We start from the raw sequence: 22,810 nt of genomic DNA on the forward strand, positions 1-22,810 counted from the left end.
GCAATGCGGGACTACACGGCGCGGTTCTGCGTCGGCGAGCGGCCGCCGCCGTCGGCCACCAGAACGGCGCCCGTCACGAACGAGGCCTCATCCGAGGCGAGGAACAGGCAGCACGCGGCGATCTCCGCGGGGTCGGCCATCCGCCCAAGCGCGATTCGGCGCTCGACCGACTGGAATTCCGCCTCCGGCGTGGTGCCGTTCTGCTCGGCGAGCAATCGCATCTCATAGGCGCTCATCGGCGTGCGCACCCAGCCGGGCGCCACGGCGTTGGCGCGGACGCCATCGGCGCCATGCGCATAGGCGAGCGACCGCGTGTACGCGACGACGGCGGCCTTGCTGGCCGCGTAGCTTGCGCTGTCCGGGCTGGCGTTGAAGGCGGCAACGGATGCGATGTTCACGATCGCGCCGCCGCGCTGCGTGAGGAGCGGCAGGGCCGCGCGACAGACGCGCATTGTTCCGGTGAGGTTGACGTCGAGGGTTTTGACCCAGACCTCGTCGGAGACGTTTGCGGGCTGATCGGGGACGATCAGGCCAGCGGCATTGACCACGATATCGAGCCGCGCACCGCAGGCCGCGATGGCTTTCTCGATGTCCGCTACTTGTGTGACGTCGCCAAGGATCGCCTGGCCGCCGGCTTCAGCCGCAGCCGCCTCGAGTTCGGCTTCGCCGAGTCCGAACAGCACGACGCGCGCGCCATTCTGCGCCAGCAGCAAGGCCGCCGCCCGACCGATCCCGGTTGCAGCGCCGGTGACGAGCGCCGTCTTTCCGTCAAGCCGCGCCATCTAGAGCCCCCCATTGCCGTTCGACGGCAAATCCGGTCTCCGGCAGGGTCGAACCGCCATCGACGACGAGGGTCTGCCCGGTGACATATTTGGCCTCGGCGGACGCCAGATAGAGCATCGCGCAAGCGATATCGTCCGCGCTGCCCATGTGCCCGACCGGAATGAAGCGCTCGAGCATGGCCCTGTTCTCCGGCTTGCTCATGATGCCTCGGCCCGGCTTCTCGATGAAGCCAGCCTCGACGCCGTTAACCGTGATGCCGTCGCGCGCCAGCTCGAACGCAGCGCCGCGAATGAAGGCGTTGACGCCGGCCTTCGCTGCCGAGTAATGCGCGCCGCCGCCCATCGCCACGCGCGCCGAGACCGAGGATGTCACGAGAATCCGCCCGAAGCGGTGGGCACGCATATGCGGGATCGCGGCCTGCGTCAGCCAGAAGCTGGCATTGAGGTTCAGCGCCAGCGTGTCATCCAGCGTTGCTTCGTCGAGTTCCTCCAGCGACGACCACGGGCAACCGCCCGCATTGTGCACGACGATGTCGAGCCGACCATGTTGCCCAGCGACGCCGTCGACCACCAGGCGCAGGCTGGCCCGGTCGAGCGTCTCGAACGGCACGCACTGGACCACCAACCCGTCGGCAGCGAGCTCCCGCGCCAACGTCTCGGCGACGTCCTGCGTCCGGTTGGCGATCACGACGGTGGCGCCGGCCTGCGCCAGCCGCCTGACGATGGCGGCGCCGATGCCCCTGCCCCCGCCCGTCACGATGGCAACCCTCCCCGAGAGATCGAACGGAGCCTTTTGCATCAAACCACTCCAGCCTGACGTAGCAAATCGATGAACTGCGCGAAGACCGTGGTATGTCGTGCTGCGTCCGGCGCCGAAGTCGCCGGGCACATCAGGAACATCGTATGGAACGGCGTCACCAGGATGCCTTCGTTCATGTAGAACGCGTGCAGCAGGGTCTCGAGATCGGGCTGGCGTCCCGCGATGACGTCGGCACCGCTGCGCGGCGGCCGCGGCATGAACATGATCTCGGCCCGCGCGCCGACTTGCGTGACATGCCAGGGCAGCCGGTTCGCTGCGATCAGGTCGCGGGCTTCGCTCGCGAGCTGCGTCGCGGTGGCGATCATGTGCTGGTAGTTCGCCGGCGTCAGCACCTTCTCCAGCACCGCGCGCATGGTTGCGACCGTCAGCGTGTTGCCGGCAAGGGTGCCGCCAAATCCGAGATGCGCGGACTGCCGCTCGCGCGGATTGACTTGCGGAACAATTGTCCAGAGCCGCTCGGCAATCTCCTGGCTCAGGCCGAATATGCCCGCGGGAATGCCACCGGCGATCGCCTTGCCGGCAACGAAGATATCGGGCTCGAGCCCGTTGGCCTCGGTGTAGCCGCCCGGCGCGCAGGACAGCGTATGCGTTTCGTCGATGATCAGGATGGCGCCGGCGCGGCGGGTCAAGTCGCGTAACGCGCGGTGAAAACCTGGATCGACCGGGATCATGCCGAAATTCGTCATCAGCGGCTCGGTCAGCACGCAGGCGACGTCGCCCTGCGCGAGTGCTGCTTCCAGCGCAGCAACATCGTTGAACTCGACGACCCGGCTCACGGCGTCATGATCGACGCCGTTGGGATGGATCATGTTGCGCAGGCCGACGCGGCCGTCGCGGATTTCGACATGCGCCTCCTCGACGCCGCCATGGTAGCAACCGGAGAACACCAGCACCTTGCGCCGGCCGGTGATCATGCGGGAGATGCGGATCGCGGCACGGTTGGCATCGGTCGCCGACGTCGTCAGCGTCCAGTATTTCGGGCCGAAGCGGCGCGAGAGCTCGGCGCCGACCCAGAGACTGTCCTCGGTCGGCAGCATCATCGTGGCGCCGCGCTTGAGCTGGCGCGTTGCGGCCTCCGTCACCGCCTCGGGCGCGTGACCGCACATGCCGCCGGTGTCGCCGAGGCAGAAATCGATGTAATCGCGGCCGTCGATATCCCTGATATGCGCGCCGTTGGCTTCCTCGACATAAACAGGAAAACCGCCGGCCCAGCGCCGCATCCAGTGCGACGGACCGCCATAGAGGAAATGCCGTTTGCCTTGCTGCCAGGCCGCCGCCGAGCGCGGATGCAGCCTGTTGAATCGTTCCTGCTCGGCATCCAGCAGCCGGTTCACAATGGCCTTGCGCTGTTCGGCTGCGACGGTCATAGGGCTATCCACGCGGTCTTGAGGTCGGTGTAGGCATCGAGCGCATGGAGCGATTTGTCCCGCCCGAAACCTGACTGCTTGAAGCCGCCCAGCGGCACGGTGATGTCGGCGCCGCCATAGGTATTGACGTGAATGACGCCGGCCCTGATGGCGCGCACCATGCGATGCGCCGTCGACAGCCGGCCGGTCCACACCGCCGACGCTAGGCCGTAGGGCGTCGCGTTGGCGAGCGCGATCGCATCCTCCTCACTGTCGAACCGTGTGACCGCCAGCACGGGACCGAACACCTCCTCCCGCCACAGCTCCATCGACGGCGTGACGCTGGCGAGGATCGCGGGCGCCATGAAGTTGCCGCCGCTCTCGATGCGAATCTGTTCGCCGCCGACCAGCCGCGTCGCACCCTGTTCTTCGGCACGCGCGACGGCATCGAGATTCTTGCGCAACTGCATCTGGCTCGAGATCGCCCCGATGTCGGACGTTAGCTCCAGCGGGTCGCCGACCCTGAGCTTTGCCGTCGCCTGCAGCAATTCGTCCATGAAGCGCTCGTAGATCGCGGACTGCACCAGCAGCCGCGAGCCGGCGACGCAGACCTGGCCGGAATTACGGAAGATGCCGTTCGCCGAGACCTTCGCCGCCTGCTTGACGTCGGGCACATCGGCAAACACGATGTTGGGCGACTTGCCGCCAAGCTCGAGATGAACGCGCTTCAGGTTCGATCGCGCGGAGCATTCCAGCAGGCGACGGCCGACCGCGCCCGAGCCGGTGAAGGCCAGCACGTCGACATCCATGTGGAGCGCGAGCGCTTCGCCTGCGGATGTGCCGCGTCCAGTGACGACATTGAGCACTCCGTCCGGCAAGCCCGCCTCGCTCGCCAGCTCGGCGAGTCGCAGCAGCGTCAGCGACGCCAGCTCGGGCGGCTTCACCACGACCGAGTTGCCGGCCGCCAGTGCCGGACCGATCTTCCAGGCGCCTATCATCAGCGGGAAATTCCACGGCACGATCACGCCGACGACACCGAGCGGCTCGCGATGGACAAGGCCGAGGACATCGCCGCCGGTCGGCGCGATCTCGCCATAGACCTTGTCGATCGCTTCGGCGTAGTAGCGGATGGTCCCGGCAGCCGACAGCGGCTCGGCCTTGTAGGCCATCCCGATCTCGGTGCCGTTGTCGCGTACGCCGAGCACGGCAATCTCTAGCGCGTGCTGTTCGATGAGGTCGGCGAACCGCAGCAGCACCTTCTTGCGTTGCGCCGGCGCCGCCCGCGACCAGCTTCCCTGCTCGAACGCGTGTCGTGCACGGCTCACCGCGAGATCGATATCCGCCGCATCGCCGTCGGCAATCGTCGTCAGCACCCGGCCGTCGATCGGCGAGACGACGTCGAGCCGCACGTCGCCCCTCGCCGGGGTCGGCCGGCCGCCGACAAAGAGCTGTTGGGCCGGAATCGCGGCCGACCTCAATTGATCGATCTGGGCTTGCTGCATGGGATACTGTGGCTATGGCAAAGCGCGCTTGCGCGGCGGAGCGCTCAAGTGGCGCAATCCTCGCCAATTCAAGGCTTTGGCAGCAATCAACCGATAGGTGGATGTCGTCGCAGCCCTCGCCCCCATAGCGTGATCTCACGATGACCGAACGCCCTGCCCGCTCGGTGCAACACCTCGTTCCTTTATCCCTCACGCCCCGGCGAGCACTGACAAGGTCATGCCAGAGATCACGCAGCCCCGCATCCTCCTGATCGGAACCGGAGACACCAAGGCCGACGAACTCCAGTTCATGAGCGATTGCATCGCCCGGGCGGGCGGCACGACGATCATGATGGACATCAGCGTGCTCGGCGACCCGCCATACCAGCCCGCGCATGACAAGCACGCGGTGGCCGCCGCCGCGCAGACCACAATCGCCGACATCGCGTCCAGCGGCGACGAGAACACGGCAATGTCGCTGATGGCGGTCGGCGCCGCCAACCTGGCGCGCGATCTCGCCGTGCGCGACGCTATCGATGCGGTGATCGCCATCGGCGGAACGATGGGAACCGATCTGGCACTCGACGTCGCACAGGCACTGCCGCTCGGCCTGCCGAAGCTGATCGTCTCGACGGTCGCGTTCTCGCACCTGATCCCGCCCGAGCGCGTCGCAGCCGATTTGATGATGATCCTGTGGGCGGGCGGGCTGTACGGCCTCAACGGCACCTGCACCGCGGTGTTGTCGCAGGCCTGCGGCGCGATCGTCGGCGCTGCGAAGAGCGCGATCAGGCCGCAGAAGGCGCGGCCGGTGGTCGCCATCACCTCGCTCGGCAAGAGCTGCCTGCGCTACATGGTCGAACTCAAGCCGCAGCTCGAGAAGCGCGGCTACGAGGTCGTGATCTTCCACACCACAGGCATGGGCGGCCGCGCGATGGAATCGATCGCCGCACAAGGCGGTTTCGCCGCGGTGCTGGACCTCAGCCTGCAGGAGGTCGCCAACCAGTTCACGGGATCGATGGTGAATTCGGGCGCGGACCGGCTGGAGAATGCGGGCCGCGCGTGTATTCCCCAGATCGTCGCGCCCGGCGCCGTCGACATGGTGGATTTTCCGGCGTGGCTGCCGATCCCGAAGGACCTCGCCGACCGTCCGTTCCATGCGCACAACCGATTGCTCGCGTCGGCGACATCCCGAGCCGTCGACCGCCGCCGGATCGCGCACGCGATCGCCGAGAAACTGTCTCACGCCAAGGCTCCGGTCGCCTTCGTGCTGCCCACCGGCGGCATCCAGCAATGGGACCGCGCCGGTGAGCCGCTGCACGATCCCGAGGCTCTCTCCGCCTTTGTCGACGCGATGCGCTCGGCGATCGCTGCACCTGTCGAGCTGCACGAGGTCGAGGATCACATCAACAGCGCGGCGTTCAACGAGACCGTGCTCGGCATCTTCGACCGCTGGGTCGAGGCCGGCATCGTGCCGGCCGGCCACACGACGGTTGCCGCGTGACCAGGCCGATCGCCAGAGCATTGGTACTGGATTTCGGCGGGGTCATCTCGAAGACCCTGTTCGAGACTCACGACCTCACGGAGCGCACGCTCGGGCTCGCACCGGGCACGCTGACCTGGCGTGGCCCGTTTGCGCCCGACAGCGATCCGCTGTGGGCCGCGATGCAGCGCGGCGAGATCTCCGAGCGCGGCTACTGGCTGACGCGCAGCCGCGAGGTCGGGCGCATGCTGGGCGAGGACTGGCCCGACATGGAGACCTTCGTCAAGCGCGCGCGCGGCGCCGACCCGGAGACGGCGATCCGCCCCGAAGCCGAGCGCGCGATCCGGATCGTGGCCGACGCCGGCTTCAGGCTCGCCATCCTCTCGAACGAGCTGGACCTGTTCTATGGCGCGGATTTCCGCGCCCGCCTTCCGGTGCTGGCGCGTTTCGCTACCATCGTGGACGCGACGCATACTGGAATCCTGAAGCCCGATCCGCGCGCCTATCGAATCGTGCTGGACGCGCTGTCGCTTGCGGCGGAGGATTGCGTGTTCGTCGACGACCAGCGCCGCAACATCGCGGGCGCGCAGGCGTGCAGCATGCGCACCGTGCTGTTCGACGTGAAGAACCCTGCCGCGTCGTACCGCGAGGCGCTGCGCCATTTCGCACTGGAATTCGACTGAGCCGGAAGGAGAACCATCATGCGCGACAGAAACTTCCTGGTCGAGAACAACGCCAAGCCGATCTGGCACCCGATGGCCCATCCCGCCGAGATGCGGGCGCAGCCGCCGCGGATCGTCATGAAGGCCGAGGGCGTGCACGTCACCGACATCGACGGCAAGACCGTGCTGGACGCGGTCGGCGGCCTCTGGAACGTCAATCTCGGCTATAGCTGCGACCCGATCAAGAAGGCGATCGCCGACCAGCTCAACGCCCTGCCCTACTATTCGGGCTTCCGCGGCACCTCGACCGGCCCGTCGATCGAGCTCGCCTATGAGCTCGCCGAATGGTTCAAGCCGGAAGGCATGGTGCGCGCCTTCTTCACCTCCGGCGGCTCGGACTCGGTCGAGACCGCGCTGCGGCTCGCGCGGCAATACTGGAAGATCAAGGGCCAGGCCGACCGCACCAAGTTCCTGGCGCTCAAGAAGGGCTATCACGGCACGCATTTCGGCGGCGCCTCGGTCAACGGCAACGCCAACTTCCGCCGCAACTATGAGCCGCTGCTGCCAGGCGTATTCCACATCCCCGCGCCCTCGACCTACCGCAATCCCTTCAACGAGACCGATCCCGCAAAGCTCGCGCAGCTTTGCGCGGCGGCAATGGAGGACGAGATCGCGTTCCAGGGCGCCGATACCATTGCCGCCTTCATGATGGAGCCGGTTCTCGGCGCCGGCGGCGTGATCGTGCCGCCGGAGAGCTTCATGAAGCTGGCGCGCGAGATCTGCGACCGCCACGGCATCCTGATGATCGCGGACGAGGTCGTCACCGGCTTCGGCCGCACCGGCGCGTGGTCGGGCTCGCGGCTGTGGGGCGTGAAGCCCGATATGATGACAATGGCCAAGGCGATCACCTCCGGCTATTTCCCGCTCGGCGCGACGCTGATCGGCGAGGCCGTGGCGGAGATCTTCGAAGCCGATACGAGCTCATTCGGCTCGATCGGGCACGGCTACACCTATTCGGGCCATCCGGTCGGCTGCGCCGCCGGCCTTGCGGCACTGGCCGAGACCCGGCGCCTGAAGCTCGACGAGAATGCTGCAGCGCGCGGCAAGGAGCTCGCCGACGCGCTCGCAAAGCTCAAGGCCAGGCATCCGCTCGTCGGCGACGTCAGGAGCAAGGGGCTGATGGCCGCGCTCGAGCTGGTCGCCGACCGCAATAGCAAGAAGGCCGCGGACAAGAAGACAATGGCCAAGGTCGCCGATGCCGCCTACGAGGCTGGCGTGATGCTGCGCGTCTCCGGCAACACCATCATCCTGTCGCCGCCCCTGATCCTCACCGCCACAGACGTGAGCAGGATCGCCGAAGGGATCGACGCCGGCCTCTCAGCGGCCGGCTGAAATCGCGCTCACGCAGGCGATGGCGCGCTCGAACAGCGCGCCATCAGCCTTGTCGCGGTCGAGGCAATGGGCCAGCGACGCCGGCGACATGGTCTGGTCGGTGCAGAAAATCCGCATGAAGTCGGCCGCAAGCGCGATCTTGCGCGGCGCCGGCTGCTTCTCCCAGTCGGTGGCGTTCAGATAGAGCAAGGACGTGTCCTCGCTTGCCGCATCGGTTGATGCCGTCGCGCCGCGCGCGGCCGGCTGCGTCACGACGAACGGCAGCAGGCGCAGGCCACCGCACCGAGGCGATGCAGGCGGCCGCTCATTTCGCGTCCTTGACACCGATCGCGTCCTTGACACCGACCGCCGGCGGCACGTCGAGCGCCGGATTGCGATCGAAAAAGTTGAACGGACGCAAGCGGAAACCGTGCCATAGCCCCGGCATGACCGGCCAGTCCTCGGCGCGCGGCACATGGCGGAAGCCGACCGTGTACCACAGCACGAGATCGCGATCCTCGATCGGTCTTTTGGCGGCGGTCCATTTCGGCAGGCCGTCGACCTCAGCGTTTTCGTTCGGGTAGAGGCCGGCGGCATATCTCTCGTCCTTTGCGTAGGCCGAGGCCCACAGCGTGTACGCACTGAAGCCGGCGCGCAACTGGATCGGCTCATCCTTCGCGAGCAGCGAGACGTCGGAGTGGCCGGGCATCAGCTGATAGCTGGTGTGATAGCCGCGGCTGTTGGTCTTGGCGGTGCTCTCGACCCTGAACTGGGCTGCATTGAGCGGCAGCGTGATCGGCCCTTCGGTCGCGACCGGCCTGGTATCGACCTGCCAGAGGCTCTTGCGCGGGCCCTGGTCCAGCTTGCGCACGCTGAAGCGGTCCTCGACCAGCCGGTTGCCGGTGCCGTCGACATCCATGTCGATCCGGAATGTCATGTAGTGATCGTGGTTGACCGCAAGCAGCCGCTCGTCGACCAGTGTTCCGTAGGCGGTATCCTGCGCGGCGGTCGGGTCGCTCAAGGTCCGGCTCGCGACACCCTTGGTGGCATCGATGCCGTAGGCGCCGAGCCTCACGTCGATATTGCCGGCGCGGTCGAACACGTAATCGACGAGATAGTCGTAATTGCCGACGACCGGCGCCATCCGTACCACGAGCTCGTTGTTCGGCCGCACCTCGGCGGTGTTGTTGGTCAGCTCGCTGTGACGCCAGATCGGTTCGCCCGTCGGACGCTCGAAGATGCAGACCGCGCCCTTGGAAGCGACCGGCATGCCCTTGGTGTCGGATATCATCAGGTCGAGGAAGTGCGCACTATCAGGGCAATCCTCGCCGGGACGCAGTTCGCTCGCGAGCACACCGAAGCCATATTCGCCGATATCCATATAGGCGCGGAACGACCAGGTCTGGTCCGGATCCATGTAGGGCACGAACATCTCGCTCGCCGAGATCTGATAAACGATGTCGCGCCACGCGCCGTGGTCGTCGTAGCGGATCAGCGACAGCAGCGCGCCGACACGCGGGTCGAGCCGAACATGAAACGACCAGTTGTCCCAGCGGACCTGGCCGCCCTCCACCATCACGTTGCTGCCCTGCGGCGTCGCGATCTCGACCGGTTTCGGTACCTTTCGATATTTCCCGGAGTCGGCATAGGCGTGTAACGGCGTCGACGCGGGCGGCGGCACCACGCCGAGATCGGTCACCGACAGCACCGACTTCGTCGTGAGATCGACTTGCGCGATCAGGTTCTCGATCGGCTTGCCCCACAGATTGTTGCCCGCACCCGACCTGTCGAGGCAGGGAACGTTGAGCAGGCGATGCCTGCGCAGCGCAGGATCGGTCACCGGGCCGACCGTCAGCGGCAGGCACAGCACGTTGCTGAAGTCGGTGATGCCGCGCTTGGCCATCGCGGCCACCCAGCGCGGGTCCTGCTTCGGCAGGTCGCCGGCGGAGATCAGCTCGTCAATCGTCAGGGCGGCCTGCTTGTCCTTGATCTCGTCCCAGCGGATCAGGCTGCGCGCGGCGAGGTCGACCCGCGCCTCGTAAAGATGTCCATCACTCAGCAGCGTCGCCGTCGCGCGCCGCGCGAACGGCTGTCCGGGTCGCCACGCCCGCACCTCGTCCTTGGGATCCTCCTCCAGCGCCATCGAGACGACCCGCATGGCATCGTTCAACTTGCCGGCGCCACGGAGCACATTGGACACGGACTGGATTTCGTCCGCGGTGAGCCCGTCCATCGGGTGAGTTGCCGCGACCTCCGGCCACATCCTGCTCTCGGCCTGCAATGGCAGCGGCGCAGCCAGCGCCGCGACGGCGACGCCGGCCCATGCCCAAGCGTCACGACGGGATATCAGAGCCATTCCGCCTCTCCTCGCATCTGGGGTCGCCAGCATACCGGCAAAGGCGGCGGCATGAAGCCTGCGCTCATCCCGCCGTCTGTTCCGAGACGCCGGGCAGGACCGCGGCTGCGGCCGGGCGCGGCGCGGCGCGCTGCACGTCCAGGAGGCGTAGCCCGATGCGGTCGCGCAGCACCGGCCAGATGCCGCGCGGAGCCACCATCATGACGACAACCGCGATGACGCCGAGTCCGACGAGATACCAGCCGCCGGTGAGCCCGAGCGGCCCGGTCATCAGCTCGCGTAGGCCGAAGAAGATGATGACACCGATGATCGGGCCTTCCAGGGTCCCGATGCCGCCGATGATGACGATGAACATCATGTAGACGGACCAGTTGACGTCGAACGCGGCGAGCGGCGCGATGAAGAGATTACCCATGAAGCTGAGCGCACCGGCCAGCCCGCATCCCGCCGCCGACAGCACGAAGGCGACAAAGCGATTGTGCCGGACATCGACGCCGACGCTCATCGCGGCCAGATCGTTGTCGCGCACGCTCATCAACCCCAGCCCGAAGCTCGAGGTCATCAGGCGGTACAGCGCCGCGATGGTGACCAGCGTCAACCCGCCCGCCAGCCAGAACATGATCGGCTCGAACCAGTCGAAGTCGATCAGCCTGCTGGTGGGGAGCGGCATCCCCGACGTGCCGCCGATCGCCTGCGACTTCATCGTGAGCGCGCCGATGATCTCGGCAAACACCCACATCGCGATCGAGAAATAGGCGTCGCGCAGCCGGAACAGCGGAAAGGCGATGATGGCGGCAACGGCGGCCGCAACCAGCGGCGCCGCCGGCAGCACCCAGACCGGATTGACCTCGAGCCACCCGGACGTCAGAAACAGCGCATAGGCGCCGAAGGCGATGAAGACTTGGTGACCGAGCGACACCAGCCCGGCGTAGCCCGCCAGCAGGTTCCACATCTGCGCCATCGTCAGCAGCAGCAGGCACTCGGTCGCGAGCCGCAGGAAGCCCTCGTTCACAACGAACGGCGCGCCGGCGATCACCACGACCAGAATGACGGCACAGGCTGCAAGGATTGTCCGCGTCGGCATCGGCGTCACACCTTGCTCGCCACGAGGCCGGACGGCCTGATCAGCAACATGATGAAGAACAGCAGATGCGCGTAGAGCAGCCCGGCATTCGGATCGATCTTCAACCCGATCAGTTGCGACATGCCGAGCGCGATGCCGCCGATCAACGCGCCCCAGAACGAGCCGAGCCCGCCGAGCACGACGACCTCGAATGCGATCAAGAGCCGCTCGGCTCCGGAGAACGGCGTGAAGCTCGAGCGCACCGCCAGCAGCACGCCGCCGATGGCGCCGAGCGCGAGCGACAGGCCCATCACATAGTTGTAGACACGGTCGGGCTTGACTCCGGACAGGCGGACGACGTCGCGCCGGTCGGCGGTCGCGCGCACGATCCGTCCGAACTCGGTATGGCGCAGGATGAGCTGCAGCGCCATGAACAGCAATGCAGCCAGCACGAGGGTAAGCAACGGCATGATGCCGATATTCAAGCCGCCGATCTCGAGGCTCGCGCGGGACAATTCGCCGACCTGAAGGCTGCGCACATCGGCGCCGAACACCTCGACCATCAAGTTGCGCAGGATCACCGACACTCCGAATGTCAGGAGCAGCGGCGAGAGCGGATCGGGCGACGTCACGACCCGGTTGACGATGACGGCCTGGTAGATCCATCCGACCGCAAACGACAGGCCAATCACCGGAATCAGCATCAAGAGCGGCGGCACCGAGGGGAACAGGTTGGCGAGCAGCACCGCACAGAAGGCGCTCAGCACCATGAACTCGCCATGCGCGATGTTCACGACCCGCATCACGCCGAACACCAACGCCAGCCCAATGCCGAGCAAGCCGTAAAGCCCGCCCAGCAAAGCCCCATTGATCAACGTCTCAACCCAGATCATGTCTCACCGGTCCGTTCTGGCTAGTTGCCAAAATACGCATGGGTCAGTTCTTCAGGCAGCAAGCCCTGCGCCGGCCCGGCCAGCGATACCCGCCCCTTCAGGAGGCAATAGATCCGCTCGGACGTCGCGAGTGCGCGGTTGACGTCCTGCTCGACCAGCACGATGGCGGTGCCTTCGCGGCGAATATCCGCAAACGAGTGATAGATCTGCTCGACCACGACGGGCGCGAGCCCGAGCGAAATCTCGTCGCACAGCAACAGCCGCGGATTCGACATCAGGGCGCGGCCGATCGCCGCCATCTGCTGCTGGCCGCCGGAGAGCTGTCCCGGAACCATCCGCCGCCGCTCTTCCAGAATCGGAAACAGGTCGAACACCCGGCGCAGCGTCCAGCTTCCGGAGCGCCGGTTCACGGTGCCCATCAGCAGGTTCTCCTCGACGGTTAGCGACTCGAACAGCAGCCGTCCCTCCGGCACCATGATCAGGCCGAGCCGCGACACCAGTTCCGCCGGCATGCGCGAGATGTCGACGCCGTCGAAATGGATCGCGCCCGACCGCTCCTCGTTCAGGCCGACCAGCGCCTTCAGGAAGGTCGACTTGCCCGCGCCGTTGGCGCCGACCAGCGCCACCGCCTCGCCGTCCGCGACGGTGAAATTCATGTCGAACACCGCCTGGAGATCGCCGTAGAAGATCTGCAGGCCACTCACGTCAAGCAACGCCATCGGCCTTCAGTCCCATGTAGATTTCGCGCACCACGGCGCTGTCCATGACCTCGGCCGGTGGTCCTTCCAGCACCTTGCGGCCGAAATCGAGCACCAGGATGCGATCCGACACCGCGCGCAGCGCGTGCGGAATGTGCTCGATCCAGATGATCGCGTGATCGGCCTTGACCGTCTTGATGATCGCGACAAGGCGCTCGACCTCCGGCTCGGTCAGCCCCGCGGCGATTTCATCGAGCAGGATCAGCGCCGGCCTGGAGGCCAGCGCCTTGGCGAATTCCAACCGCTTGCGGTCGATCAGCGGCAAGGCGCCCGCAAGCTTGTCCGCCTTGGCCTCAAGCCCGGTGCGTTGCAGAACCTCCATCGTCCAGGCGGAGGCGGCCTCGCCGTGCAGGCCCGCGCCGTAGGATGCCGCGACCAGCGCGTTCTCATAGACCGAGAGATGCGGAAACGGCTGCGGGATCTGGAAGGCGCGCCCGAGACCCATGCGCGCGCGACGGTGCGGCGGCAGGCCGGTGATCCCCTGGCCGTCCAGCATGATCGACCCGTCGTCGGCCGTGAGCAGACCGACGATCAGGTTCAACAGCGAGCTCTTGCCGGCGCCATTGGGGCCGATCACGCCAAGGCACTCGCCGCGCGCCAGCTCGAAGCTGACGTCGTCGGCGACGACGATCTCGCCGAAGCGCTTGGACAGGCCGCTGACGCGCAGAAGCGGTGCCATCTCAGCTCAGCTTGGAGAGCAGTGCGAGATCGGCCTGCTTGGGGATGAAGGGCGCCGTTCCGTTATGCACGATCAGGAGCTCGTATTTCGACTTGCCGCCCTTGGTCTTGCGCCATTGTCCGCCCGACAGCGAGGTCACGGCAACGCTTTTGATCGGGCTGTCCTTGAACTTCACCTGCCCGACGACGGTCTCCATGTCGAGACCCGCGATCGCGTTGCGCAGCGAGTTCCTGTCCTTGGGATCGCTGTTCTGCAGAGCCGCAAGCGCGACCTCCCACAGGGCATGGGCGTAGCCGATCGGCTGGGTCCATTGTTTGCCGGTGGTCTTTTCCCATTCCGCGGCGAGTTCGCCGGCGCTCTGCCCGGTCAGCGACGACTTGAACGGATAGGCCGGCGTCCACCACACCTCGGTCGACATGCCGTCGCCGCGATCGCCGAGCGCATTCACTGCGCTCGGGAACAGGAACGCCGCCGCCACGGTGCAGATCTGCGGCCGGAAGCCGGCCTGCGCCGCCTGGTTCCACAGCGTCACCCAGTGATTGCCATAGGTGAAGCCGGAGACGATATCGACGCCGTTGTTCTTGAACGCCGAGACCTGGTTGGTGAAGTCATCGGTCGCGATCTGGAACTTGCCGGCCGAGAATTCCTGGTAGCCGGCCTTGGTGATGCCGCCGGGCAGACCGACCTTGGGATCGGAAAAGGCCTGCCCCGCCGGATTGTCGATATAGAGCGTGCCGACCTTCTTGTTGGTATCGACCGACTGCCACATGCCGAGGAAATTCTTCACGACGTCGTCGGCGCCCCAGAAGAAGTGGAAGCTGTAGGGGAAGCCCTTGTCCGGCGTGCCCTTGCGCGGGAACATCCAGCCCTGCCACGGCACCATGGTCGAGATCGAGGGAATGCCGCGCGCATCGGAGAGCTCCTGCACCGGCGCCTGCGCGTCGCCGTCCTCGATCAGGATCAGGTCGCATTTCTCGCGCAGCACCAGTTCGCTCGCCACGACCGACGAGCGGTTCGGATCGGATTGATTGTCCTTGAAGACGAACTCGACCTGATAGGTCCTGCCGCCGATCTTCAGGCCGTCCTTGAGGCGGGCCTTGATGCGCTCGTGGATCCAGGTGTCCGGCTCGGCGAACGGCGCGCGGACGCCGGAGAGGCAGCCGACCCAGCCGATCTTGATGGTGTTGTTGGCGGCGCGGGCAATGTTGACCAGCGGCACGTTCATCGCGGATGCAAGGCCCGTCGCACCGGCCGCCTTCAGCAGCGTGCGGCGGTTGAGCCGGCCGGCGGATGGAGATTTCGTTCTGGAATCTTCAGTCATGTCCCTCTCCCTGACCAATCATTGAAATATTCGCCGCCTAGGCTGCAGATCGCTGGATGGCCGTGCGGCTGACGGCCGCGAATTTGCACAATGTGTTCTCGATGATCTGGCGCGGGATGCCGCGCACGATGAAGACCAGCCGCGAGCGCCGGTCCGCCGACGGCCAACCGTCAAGCGTGATCGGCGGATGGAAGACGTGCTGGACGCCGTGCACGACGATCGGCGCATCGGGCTGCTCGGCGACGTTAACGATCGCCTTGAAGCGCAGGAGGTCCTCACCCTTCAGCGCCGCGACATAGTCGAGCCAGCGCGCGAACGCATCGCGGCGGATCGGCTCGTCGATGATCAGGCTGTAGGACGACACGCCCTGATCGTGCGCCTGATGGCTGTGATGCCCGCAGTTCTCGCCTTCGCAATGGTGATGAGCGTGATGGTGAGGTTGGTTCGCGGCCTGCGACGCCGCCTCGAACCAGCACACCACGTCGGCGGACCTTGCGGCCGGGTCGAACAGGCCGGCATCGAGCACCTTGGCCGGATCGACCATGCCGTTCCGGACGTGATGGCGAACCGCGACCGGACTGATCGCCGCAAGCTGCGCATCGAGCCGCGCCAGCGCGTCGCCGGAGGCGAGATCGGTCTTGGTCACCAGCAGCCGGTCGGCGACCGCGATCTGCCTGATCGCTTCCGGATGCGCATCGAGCGTGTGTGCGCCGTTGACCGCATCCACGGTCGCGACCACGCCGTCGATCCGGTAGCGGCCGACGATGCCGGGCGCGGTCATCAGCGTGTGCAGCACCGGCACCGGATCGGCGAGCCCGGTGGTCTCGACCAGCACGCGGTGAAACGGCGGGATCGTCCCCGCCGCGCGACGGGAGGCCAGGTCGGCAAGCCTTTCGATCAGGTCCTCGCGCACCGAGCAGCAGATGCAGCCATTGTCGAGCAACGCCAAGCGATCCTCGCTGCTCTCGACCAAGAGATGATCCAGCGCCACCTCGCCGAACTCGTTGATGATGGCGACCACGCCGTTGAGCTCAGGCTGGCGCAGCAGGTGATTCAGCACCGTGGTCTTGCCGCTGCCGAGAAAGCCGGTGAGAACCGTGACCGGGATATGATCCGCCGCACCCATCGATCAGCCCCGCTCGTACACCTTGCGGCCCTCGAAGAAGGTCATCTCGACCCGCGTGTCGGCAAGTTGGTCCGGCGGGATATCGAAGATCATCTGGTCGAGCACGATCAGGTCGGCCGATTTGCCGACCTCGATCGAGCCGATGGTCTGGCCGAGGCCGGCCGCGCGCGCGGCATCTATGGTGTAAATGTCGATCACGGTCTTGAGGTCGAGCGCCTGCTCGGCCCAGAGCGACTTGCCGGGAAAATCCCCGGTCGGGTTCTGCCGCGTCACCATGCCCTCGATGCCCTGCCAGGGATCGGGGATCGGGATCACCGGCCAGTCCGAGCCGCCGGCCATCAGCGCGCCGGCATTCTTCAGGTCCTTGTTGGGCCAGAAGCGCTGGGCCCGCTCGTCGCCCATCGCGGCCTTGTGCGCCTCGAGGAAGATGGTCGGATACCAGATGATCGGCGACAGGTCGGCCGCAACGCCGAGCTCGGCGAAGCGCGGGACGTCGTCCGGCGCGATGTAGCTCGCATGCGCGATCTGGTGGACCAGATGGGTCGGGCCGTTGAAGCTGCGCACGACGTCGATCGCGTCGAGCGCCTGCGTCACCGCAGCGTCGCCGGCGCAATGGATCTTGGCGGCGAGCCCGAGCTTCTCGCAGCGCCCGAGCCAGCGGATCAATTCCGGCACGGTCAGCATCGTCGCGCCACGGAAGCAGCAGCCGCGCACGGGATCGGCGAGATACGGCTCGTGGAACGCCGCGGTCTTGGCACCGGGCACGCCGTCGAGGAACACTTTCACATAGTCGGGTCTCACATGAGCGCCGCGATACTCCTCGCGCAGCGCAAACAGCTCCTCGCCCGCCTTGCCGAACATGAAGCCGGGCTCGACCACCGGCATCGCGCAGACCGCCCAGGCGGTGAGCTCGCCGCGATCGTCCAGCCCCTTCAGCGCGGCCATGATCGGCTGCATGCTGGCGGCCTCGATGAAGGCAGTGACGCCATAGGCGTTCAGCACTGAAATCGAGCGCGCCACCGCCTCGCGGTCCATCTCGGCCGTGTAGTGACCGGACGCTGCCAGCGCCCGCTCCACCAGTCCCGATGCCGCCTCGATCATCACGCCGGTGAGCGCACCGGTCTTGAGGTCGCGGCCGATCTCGCCGTCGGTCGGGTTTGGGGAATCGGCCTGCACGCCGGCGAGCCGCAGCGCCGCCGAGCTGGCCCAGCGGTTGTGATAGCTGTCGTCGCGCAGCACGACGGGATGGCCGAGGCATGCGGCGTCCAAGAGCGCGAAGGATTCCGCGGTGTTCAGCTCGTTCAGGAGATTGTTGCCGAACTGGCCGCCGACGATCCAGGCGCCGGGCGCGGTGGCGGACGCGGCCTTGTGCAGGGTTTCCGCGATCCTCGGAATGCTGTCGCTGGAGGCGAAGCGCAGCTCGTAAAGATCGGCCTGTCCGCCCATCATGATGTGGTTGTGGATGTCGACGATGCCCGGCATCGCCATCCGTCCGGCGAGATCGATGGTCGCGGTGCCCTCGCCGATCAATGGTGCGACGTCGCGCTCCTCGCCGACGGCAATGAACCGGCCAGCCTTCACCGCAGCCCATGTCGCCCAGGGCTGCTTCCGGTTCGACGTGTAGATCCGGCCGTTGCGAAACACCGCGTCGGCGAAGCTCTTGTCCATCTGCATCAACTTCCCGGTTGAGATGCGTGTCGGCAGACGCCGATGCGCACGCAGCGGACGCCGCAGATCCGCGGACGGGCAGGCCGGCATCCTGACCAAAACGTTCGGCAAGTCGCGGTTTGGAACAATCCACCATCCGGTGGATGCTCCTCCGCTCCCGCAGCGCGGGCGGCTGGCCTTGGCTCAAAACCCGAGCGCCAGCCCATCCTTGCGGTGGTCGGAGGCGCCGAACAGGACGCCGCGCGCGTGGTCGATGCGGATCGCCTGGCAGCCGCCGATCGGTTCCTCGGAGAAGCGCGCGTCGTGACCACGGGCCCGCAAATCGTCCCGGATCGCGGGTGAAATCGTCGTCTCCAGCGACAGCGCGCCATCGAAAGCAAAGGAGCGCGGCGCCTCGGCCGCGGCCTGGATGTCCATCTTCATGTCGAAGATGTTCGACAGCAGGTTGGCATGGCCCGCGGCCTGGTAATGCCCGCCCATGACGCCGAACGACATCACGGTCCTGCCGTCCTTGCGCAACAGGCCCGGGATGATGGTGTGCATCGGGCGCTTGCACGGCCCGAGCGAGTTCGGATGTCCGGGCCTGGCGCGGAAGCTCCAGCCGCGATTGTGCAGCAGGATGCCCGATCTCGGGGCATAGATGCCGCTGCCGAACGGATAGAACAGCGAGTTGATCAGCGAGACCGCGTTGAGGTCGCGGTCGACCACGGTGACGTAGACGGTATCGCGGTGCTCAATGTCGTCCCAGTTCGCGGGCGCGGAGGCGCTGTTCATGTCGATCCGGCTACGGATATCGGCAATGTAATCCTCGGCGAGGAACGCCGCCGGATCAACGTTGCTCGTCGCGGGATCGCAGAAGAACGCGTCGCGCGCGCGATAGGCCGCCTTGGTCGCTTCCGCCAGCAGATGGATGCGATCGGCCTGCGAAAGCCTGCCGACGTCGAAGCCGGCGAGCGTGCGCAGGATCATCAGCGCGGCAAGGCCCTGCCCGTTTGGCGGACATTCGACCACGTCGTGATCGTGGTAGCGCGCCGAAATCGGGCGCACGTAGTCCGAGGCCTGCGCAGCGAAATCATCGGCCGTGTGCGCGCCACCGAGGCCACGGAGGATGCCGATCATCTCGTCGGCCGTCTCGCCTGCATAGAAAGCGTCGCGTCCGTGCCGCGCGATGCTGCGCAAGGTCGCCCCCAGCGCCGGTTGGGTGCGGATGTCGCCGACCGCGGGCGCCGCGCCGCCGGGAAGAAACTGCGCCGCTGCGTTGGCATCGATCTCGATCCGCGCGCGGAAGCGCCGCCAGTCCTCGGCGACGCGCGGCGTGACGCAAAAGCCTTGCTCGGCCGCCGATATCGCCGGCTGAAAGATCTCGTCCAGCGATTTGCTGCCGTGATCGGCGACCAGCCGGCACCAGGCATCGATTGCACCCGGCACGGTGACCGCCTCCGGCGCGGTCGGCGGAATGTCGCGCTGGCCGCTCTCCGCATACTTGCCGATGTCGGTCCCGGCGGGCGTGCGGCCCGAGCCGTTCAGCGCGATCGGCTCGCCGGCCTTCGGCGAATAAAGCGCAAAGCAGTCGCCGCCGATCCCGGTCATCTGCGGCTCGACGACCCCCTGCACCGCCACCGCCGCAACCGCGGCGTCGACAGCGTTTCCGCCGGCCTTCAACATCTCGACCGCCGCGAGCGTCGCCTGCGGGTGCGAGGTTGCGGCCATGCCGCGTTCTGCGACTGCCACCGAACGGGCAATGGCCATGAAATCGCGCATGTCGTTTCCTTCAATGTGGCAAGCGGCAGCCGCTCGCCAACATTGTCGAAGACGACACCGATTCTGTGCTGAATCTCGACTCGCTGCAGGGAGAGCAGCAATCAACCGATCGGTGGACGTGATGCAACGGGACCACGGCGGCAGTTGGCCGCCGACGTTCGCCCCGGACAGGGAGGTCGCGCCCTCAGTGCGGCCGCGACATCAATGCGACGACGGCGGACCGCGTCTCGACGCCGAGCTTCTCGAAGATATGGATCAGGTGCGTCTTCACGGTCGCCAGACCGATGCTGAGGCACTCGCCGATCTCGCGGTTGGTGCGGCCACAGCACAGGAGCTCGACGACCTCCATCTCGCGCGAGGTCAGGCCATAGCGTGCGGGCTCGTCGACCGCAGACGACAGGCGGCTCGTCAGGTTGAACTCGAGATAGTCGTGGATCTTCTCGGCGATGTTCATGCTGCCGTCCGGGATCTTGCAACCGGGCGCCCAGAGCACGCTCATCCCGGCGACGATCCGGTCGTTGCGACGGAAGAAGAACTCGATCATGTCGGCGACGCCGCATTGGCCGGCAAAGGCGCGATAGGTCGCCGCTTCCGCAGTGGCGCAGCGATCGAGCGCGACGCTCAGGCGGGCAATCGGCTGGTCGCTCGCGGAGCGCGGATGCAGCGGATCAAACCGGTTCATCCCGGCCAGATACTGGTCGTGGAAGCTCGGCGGGACGTTGCTTGAGAGCACAAACCGGTTGAGGTTGAGGTTGCCGTCGACCTCGTAGAACGCCGTCGCGGAACCCTCGAGAATCCCCCTCGCGAAGTTGATGGCCTGCGTGGTTGCTGGATCCGGTCGGCCCAAAAGCGCGAACATGACCTTCCCTCCCGATGTTTCCCGATGACGGACGTCTGCGCGTCGCGTGGTCGGTCACGCTGGGGCAGACGCGCGGCATAGTCAAGCAAATTGCGGGCCAAACGCTGAAGCCTCCCACCTCTGACGAGGTTACGTCGAGGCAACTCGCGCACCCGGCTCCACCATCCGGTGGATTGCCGGCCGTGCAGCGCAGGCGGAACCTTGACGCCTCTCCATGTCATTGCCGGACCAACAATGAATTCGCGTCGCATCATGGCCGCCTTCCCTCCGGCGGCCGAAGACCAGGTCACGCTCGCCAACTGGCGACAGCATCCGTTCAACGAGTGGGCGTTCCGCAACGTGCGCGAACTCTTGCCCACCGCGAACATCGCGCGCTCGCGGGAGCCGTCGCTGCTGTCGGTTGCACCCGTCTATCTCGAGGACGTCAGCTTCGCGAACCCGCAAGGCGCGATGATCGGCGTCGGCGACGCGCTGCGCACCAGCCACACCGACGGCATCGTGGTGTCGCATCGCGGCCGGATCGTCTTCGAGTGGTACGCCCACGGCCTGACGCCGGACAGCCAGCATCTGATCTTCTCGGTCAGCAAGTCGATCGCCGGCACGCTCGGCGGCATCCTTGTCGACAAGGGCAAGCTCGATCCCGATGCGCCTGTTATCAGCTACATCCCGGAGATGGAGGGATCGGTCTATGGCGGCGCCTGCACGGTGCGGCATCTGCTCGACATGAGCGTCGGCATCCGCTTCGACGAGGATTACATGGCGCGCGATGGCGACGTCATGAATTACCGGCGCTCGACCGGATGGGAGCCGCCGGATCCGAGCGTGCCGCCAACCAACCTGCGCGACTATCTCAAGACGTTGCGGCCGAACGGCGCGCCGCACGGCCACACCTTCCACTACGTCTCGACCAACACCGACGTGCTCGGCTGGGTCTATGAGCGCGCCTGCGGCATCTCCTACGCAAAGATCCTGTCCCAATATCTGTGGCAGCCGATGGGCGCCGAGCACGACGCCTACATCTCGGTCGATTCCCGCGGCGCGGCCCGCGTCGCCGGCGGCATTTGCGCCAGCCTGCGTGATCTGGCGCGCTTCGGCGAGATGATGCGCAATCACGGCGTCAGCAACGCCCGGCAGGTGGTGCCGAGTTGGTGGATCGACGACATCAGGCACAATGGCAATGCCGAGGCCTGGTCGCGCGGCGACCTCACGAAGGTGTTCCCGAACGGCAACTACCGCAGCAAGTGGTATACGATCGACCGCAGCGAGGCGCCATTTGCCGCCGTCGGCATCCATGGCCAGTGGATCTACATCGATCCGGCCAACGAGACCGTGATCGCCCGCGTGTCCTCGCAACCGTTGCCGATGGACCTCGATCTCGATCACATGTGGCTGCGCGGCTACCGCGTGATCGCGGCGAGACTCGGAGGCAGGTCCTGAACCGATGGCGACGGGGCGGCCGATCAATCGCGGGCGGCCGGCTCCTGCGGCCCTGCGCGAATCATTTGAGATTGTTGCGGAGCCTGATTAGGTTCGAGCTATCCATGACTGCGGCCTGCATGCCCGCGGTCCGGACACGGCAACAGCTTGATCGACAGGGCCCGACCACCAATGACCAAAGCCCGACGGACACGACCGACGATTCGTGACGTCGCGGCCGAGGCTGGCGTGTCCGTGAGCAGCGTCAGCCGCACTCTCAACGGCGGCATCTATACCAGCGCAGAACTGCACGCCCGCATCATGCGCGCGGTCAAGCGGCTGGGGTTCGAGCCGGACTCGGCGGCACAGGCGCTGTGCTCTCGGGCCTCGAACACCATCGGCTGCATGGTGGCCGATTTCTCCAACCCCCACTACACCGGCATGGTCAGCGCGGCCGAGGAGGAATTCCAGCGCGCCGGCTTCCTGCTGATGCTGGCCGCGACCAAGCACGAGTGGCAGGTGTCTCATCAGTCAGAGGCAAGAGCTCTCACTGGTGACGGTGACAACAAAGCCCAGTCTCGCCGGGGAGAGCACGTATAAGCCGTAAACCATCGCGCAGGAAAAGCCGGGATTGCTCCGGTTTCACCTGTAGTCCTACCTCCCGTGCTTTCCATTTGCACGGGACCCATGGGTGCGATCGGCACCCGGCTTTCCCTGTGCCCTCTGCTCGAAGAGAGGGCGAAACGAGATGCACACCTCGGACAGATCGTGTCGCGAGAATGCAAAGCTGCGTTCCCATCCACTTCTGTCATCGCCCGGCTCGACCGGCCGATCCAGTACGCCGCGGCCTCTCGGTCAAGCTCCGCGTCTCTGGAATACTTCATCACCCGCATGCGCGGGTGATGACACCGAGCAAGCTCTTTGACAGTTGAATCGGAAACGTTACCCACGTCGTCCTGGCGACAAGC

20 protein-coding genes are annotated in these 22,810 nt (G+C 66.3%); 5 read left to right on the top strand and 15 right to left on the bottom strand.

The window, feature by feature from the left end; all coding sequences use genetic code 11:
* Nucleotides 1–11: 11 nt before the first annotated feature.
* The 4 genes from MTX23_RS22355 to MTX23_RS22370 are packed head-to-tail and all read right to left on the bottom strand — an operon-like array spanning nt 12 to nt 4,450.
* Nucleotides 12–782 (bottom strand): SDR family oxidoreductase, encoded by a 771-nt coding sequence (locus MTX23_RS22355; protein ID WP_280972350.1) that lies wholly within the window; start codon nt 780–782, stop codon nt 12–14.
* Nucleotides 769–1,581 (bottom strand): SDR family oxidoreductase, encoded by an 813-nt coding sequence (locus MTX23_RS22360; protein WP_280972351.1) that lies wholly within the window; start codon nt 1,579–1,581, stop codon nt 769–771. The genes MTX23_RS22355 and MTX23_RS22360 overlap by 14 nt, the downstream gene beginning before the upstream one ends.
* Nucleotides 1,581–2,969, bottom strand: coding sequence for a transaminase (locus tag MTX23_RS22365; protein WP_280972352.1), 1,389 nt, complete (start codon nt 2,967–2,969; stop codon nt 1,581–1,583). Before MTX23_RS22365 ends, MTX23_RS22360 begins: the two co-directional genes overlap by 1 nt.
* On the bottom strand, nt 2,966–4,450 hold the full coding sequence (locus MTX23_RS22370) for an aldehyde dehydrogenase (protein WP_280972353.1): 1,485 nt from the start codon (nt 4,448–4,450) through the stop codon (nt 2,966–2,968). The genes MTX23_RS22365 and MTX23_RS22370 overlap by 4 nt, the downstream gene beginning before the upstream one ends.
* A 217-nt stretch (nt 4,451–4,667) precedes the next feature.
* Between MTX23_RS22370 and MTX23_RS22375 the strand changes: the two genes are divergently transcribed.
* Genes MTX23_RS22375 through MTX23_RS22385 form a run of 3 tightly spaced genes read left to right on the top strand, consistent with a single transcriptional unit; the run spans nt 4,668 to nt 7,963 of the window.
* Nucleotides 4,668–5,930, top strand: a complete 1,263-nt coding sequence (locus MTX23_RS22375) for a Tm-1-like ATP-binding domain-containing protein (RefSeq protein ID WP_280972354.1) — start codon at nt 4,668–4,670, stop codon at nt 5,928–5,930.
* Between the two features lie 8 nt (nt 5,931–5,938).
* A complete protein-coding gene (locus MTX23_RS22380) occupies nt 5,939–6,592 on the top strand; it encodes an HAD-IA family hydrolase (protein ID WP_280978149.1) in 654 nt (217 codons plus the stop codon).
* Nucleotides 6,593–6,610: 18 nt separating this feature from the next.
* Nucleotides 6,611–7,963, top strand: coding sequence for an aminotransferase class III-fold pyridoxal phosphate-dependent enzyme (locus MTX23_RS22385; RefSeq protein ID WP_280972355.1), 1,353 nt, complete (start codon nt 6,611–6,613; stop codon nt 7,961–7,963).
* Here MTX23_RS22385 and MTX23_RS22390 read toward each other — a convergent pair.
* From MTX23_RS22390 to MTX23_RS22440, 11 genes are all read right to left on the bottom strand, one after another.
* Nucleotides 7,949–8,287: a hypothetical protein gene (locus MTX23_RS22390; RefSeq protein ID WP_280972356.1), complete on the bottom strand. Its 339-nt coding sequence runs from the start codon at nt 8,285–8,287 to the stop codon at nt 7,949–7,951. The two genes, MTX23_RS22385 and MTX23_RS22390, sit on opposite strands and share 15 nt — an antisense overlap.
* On the bottom strand, nt 8,268–10,298 hold the full coding sequence (locus tag MTX23_RS22395; protein WP_280972357.1) for a tyramine oxidase: 2,031 nt from the start codon (nt 10,296–10,298) through the stop codon (nt 8,268–8,270). The genes MTX23_RS22390 and MTX23_RS22395 overlap by 20 nt, the downstream gene beginning before the upstream one ends.
* 64 nt (nt 10,299–10,362) lie before the next feature.
* On the bottom strand, nt 10,363–11,382 hold the full coding sequence (locus tag MTX23_RS22400; RefSeq protein WP_280972358.1) for a branched-chain amino acid ABC transporter permease: 1,020 nt from the start codon (nt 11,380–11,382) through the stop codon (nt 10,363–10,365).
* Nucleotides 11,383–11,387: 5 nt separating this feature from the next.
* The gene (locus MTX23_RS22405) at nt 11,388–12,254 is read right to left on the bottom strand and encodes a branched-chain amino acid ABC transporter permease (RefSeq protein ID WP_280972359.1); all 867 of its coding nucleotides are present in this window, start codon (nt 12,252–12,254) and stop codon (nt 11,388–11,390) included.
* A 20-nt stretch (nt 12,255–12,274) separates the two neighbouring features.
* Nucleotides 12,275–12,973, bottom strand: a complete 699-nt coding sequence (locus MTX23_RS22410) for an ABC transporter ATP-binding protein (protein ID WP_280972360.1) — start codon at nt 12,971–12,973, stop codon at nt 12,275–12,277.
* The gene (locus MTX23_RS22415; protein WP_280972361.1) at nt 12,960–13,691 is read right to left on the bottom strand and encodes an ABC transporter ATP-binding protein; all 732 of its coding nucleotides are present in this window, start codon (nt 13,689–13,691) and stop codon (nt 12,960–12,962) included. The genes MTX23_RS22410 and MTX23_RS22415 overlap by 14 nt, the downstream gene beginning before the upstream one ends.
* Before the next feature lies 1 nt (nt 13,692).
* Nucleotides 13,693–15,012: an ABC transporter substrate-binding protein gene (locus tag MTX23_RS22420; protein WP_280972362.1), complete on the bottom strand. Its 1,320-nt coding sequence runs from the start codon at nt 15,010–15,012 to the stop codon at nt 13,693–13,695.
* A 37-nt stretch (nt 15,013–15,049) separates the two neighbouring features.
* Nucleotides 15,050–16,138: a GTP-binding protein gene (locus tag MTX23_RS22425; RefSeq protein WP_280972363.1), complete on the bottom strand. Its 1,089-nt coding sequence runs from the start codon at nt 16,136–16,138 to the stop codon at nt 15,050–15,052.
* Between the two features lie 3 nt (nt 16,139–16,141).
* Complete coding sequence (locus MTX23_RS22430) at nt 16,142–17,806, bottom strand: amidohydrolase (protein WP_280972364.1); 1,665 nt, start codon at nt 17,804–17,806, stop codon at nt 16,142–16,144.
* 183 nt (nt 17,807–17,989) lie between these two features.
* Nucleotides 17,990–19,567 carry a gamma-glutamyltransferase family protein gene (locus MTX23_RS22435; protein WP_280972365.1) on the bottom strand — a complete coding sequence of 526 codons (1,578 nt, stop codon included), beginning with the start codon at nt 19,565–19,567 and terminating at the stop codon, nt 17,990–17,992.
* Between the two features lie 184 nt (nt 19,568–19,751).
* Nucleotides 19,752–20,426 (bottom strand): LuxR C-terminal-related transcriptional regulator, encoded by a 675-nt coding sequence (locus tag MTX23_RS22440; protein ID WP_280972366.1) that lies wholly within the window; start codon nt 20,424–20,426, stop codon nt 19,752–19,754.
* 234 nt (nt 20,427–20,660) lie between these two features.
* Between MTX23_RS22440 and MTX23_RS22445 the strand changes: the two genes are divergently transcribed.
* Nucleotides 20,661–21,863 (top strand): serine hydrolase, encoded by a 1,203-nt coding sequence (locus MTX23_RS22445; RefSeq protein ID WP_280972367.1) that lies wholly within the window; start codon nt 20,661–20,663, stop codon nt 21,861–21,863.
* Between the two features lie 171 nt (nt 21,864–22,034).
* The gene (locus tag MTX23_RS22450) at nt 22,035–22,442 is read left to right on the top strand and encodes a LacI family DNA-binding transcriptional regulator (RefSeq protein WP_280972368.1); all 408 of its coding nucleotides are present in this window, start codon (nt 22,035–22,037) and stop codon (nt 22,440–22,442) included.
* Nucleotides 22,443–22,810: the final 368 nt, after the last annotated feature.

The organism is Bradyrhizobium sp. ISRA436, from assembly GCF_029910015.1.
Classification (GTDB): Bacteria; Pseudomonadota; Alphaproteobacteria; order Rhizobiales; family Xanthobacteraceae; genus Bradyrhizobium.

What these genes read in the sequence shown, in the direction of transcription:
- MTX23_RS22435 (WP_280972365.1), bottom strand. Translation starts at nt 19,567, where the DNA reads ATGCGCGATTTCATGGCCATTGCCCGTTCGGTGGCAGTCGCAGAACGC.
- MTX23_RS22360 (WP_280972351.1), bottom strand. Translation starts at nt 1,581, where the DNA reads ATGCAAAAGGCTCCGTTCGATCTCTCGGGGAGGGTTGCCATCGTGACG.
- MTX23_RS22430 (WP_280972364.1), bottom strand. Translation starts at nt 17,806, where the DNA reads ATGGACAAGAGCTTCGCCGACGCGGTGTTTCGCAACGGCCGGATCTAC.
- MTX23_RS22410 (WP_280972360.1), bottom strand. Translation starts at nt 12,973, where the DNA reads ATGGCGTTGCTTGACGTGAGTGGCCTGCAGATCTTCTACGGCGATCTC.
- MTX23_RS22415 (WP_280972361.1), bottom strand. Translation starts at nt 13,691, where the DNA reads ATGGCACCGCTTCTGCGCGTCAGCGGCCTGTCCAAGCGCTTCGGCGAG.
- MTX23_RS22450 (WP_280972368.1), top strand. Translation starts at nt 22,035, where the DNA reads ATGACCAAAGCCCGACGGACACGACCGACGATTCGTGACGTCGCGGCC.
- MTX23_RS22395 (WP_280972357.1), bottom strand. Translation starts at nt 10,298, where the DNA reads ATGGCTCTGATATCCCGTCGTGACGCTTGGGCATGGGCCGGCGTCGCC.
- MTX23_RS22355 (WP_280972350.1), bottom strand. Translation starts at nt 782, where the DNA reads ATGGCGCGGCTTGACGGAAAGACGGCGCTCGTCACCGGCGCTGCAACC.
- MTX23_RS22440 (WP_280972366.1), bottom strand. Translation starts at nt 20,426, where the DNA reads ATGTTCGCGCTTTTGGGCCGACCGGATCCAGCAACCACGCAGGCCATC.
- MTX23_RS22405 (WP_280972359.1), bottom strand. Translation starts at nt 12,254, where the DNA reads ATGATCTGGGTTGAGACGTTGATCAATGGGGCTTTGCTGGGCGGGCTT.
- MTX23_RS22370 (WP_280972353.1), bottom strand. Translation starts at nt 4,450, where the DNA reads ATGCAGCAAGCCCAGATCGATCAATTGAGGTCGGCCGCGATTCCGGCC.
- MTX23_RS22375 (WP_280972354.1), top strand. Translation starts at nt 4,668, where the DNA reads ATGCCAGAGATCACGCAGCCCCGCATCCTCCTGATCGGAACCGGAGAC.
- MTX23_RS22400 (WP_280972358.1), bottom strand. Translation starts at nt 11,382, where the DNA reads ATGCCGACGCGGACAATCCTTGCAGCCTGTGCCGTCATTCTGGTCGTG.
- MTX23_RS22420 (WP_280972362.1), bottom strand. Translation starts at nt 15,012, where the DNA reads ATGACTGAAGATTCCAGAACGAAATCTCCATCCGCCGGCCGGCTCAAC.
- MTX23_RS22425 (WP_280972363.1), bottom strand. Translation starts at nt 16,138, where the DNA reads ATGGGTGCGGCGGATCATATCCCGGTCACGGTTCTCACCGGCTTTCTC.
- MTX23_RS22365 (WP_280972352.1), bottom strand. Translation starts at nt 2,969, where the DNA reads ATGACCGTCGCAGCCGAACAGCGCAAGGCCATTGTGAACCGGCTGCTG.
- MTX23_RS22445 (WP_280972367.1), top strand. Translation starts at nt 20,661, where the DNA reads ATGAATTCGCGTCGCATCATGGCCGCCTTCCCTCCGGCGGCCGAAGAC.
- MTX23_RS22385 (WP_280972355.1), top strand. Translation starts at nt 6,611, where the DNA reads ATGCGCGACAGAAACTTCCTGGTCGAGAACAACGCCAAGCCGATCTGG.